The 561-nt window shown below is 39.0% G+C and carries 1 protein-coding gene; it reads left to right on the top strand.

The window, feature by feature from the left end; genetic code table 11:
* Positions 1–426 (top strand): hypothetical protein (locus P9687_RS17380; protein WP_443089695.1); only part of this gene is annotated, 426 nt, incomplete at its 5' end.
* Positions 427–561: the final 135 nt, after the last annotated feature.

Raw genomic sequence — 561 nt, 5'->3', positions numbered from 1 at the left:
TACTTCGTCGTTGTTTTGGTTGTGCTCGTTGTCGTTGCCGTACTGCCGGGTTTTGTGCTGGTTAAATATTCCGCGCTAACATACCCCGTTTTTGTCCCGGATTTTACTTCTGCCCAACCATCAGACACATTGTATACCAATACAGCTGTTCCTTTTTTTAAGCTGTCCAATTTGGCGGCACTTTTTGAAGGCTTTGCTCTTAATGTCAAGCTTGAATTCGCATCAACATTGACATATTTTGTCTCTGTTTTTGCTGCGGCTTGTACACTTGAACTATGTAAGAATTTTGTCAGTGAAGCGCCCTGTACCGTTTTATCAAAAGCAGGAGTGGATAATACTGCAAAACAAAGTGGTATGACTAAGCCTTTTTTCATTTCAATCTCCTTTCCAATTGGATCTTTCAGCTCGAGGGTTCCTGAAATTTAAAATTTCATTCTTTTAGCCTTTGTTCTATCAAAATACCCTAAATCCTGTCAAATCCGTCTAGTAAATTTATCGTCTTTTTTTGGTATTTTTTAAGGGGAACATGCCGTTTTTATTGAAAACCTGAATCCGTGACGA

The sequence above is a fragment of the Weizmannia sp. CD-2023 genome, from assembly GCF_036225245.1.
Lineage (GTDB): Bacteria > Bacillota > Bacilli > Bacillales > Bacillaceae_C > Weizmannia > Weizmannia faecalis.
The sequence above is the reverse complement of the archived record's forward strand: the minus strand, read 5'-3'. Positions and strand labels throughout refer to the sequence as shown.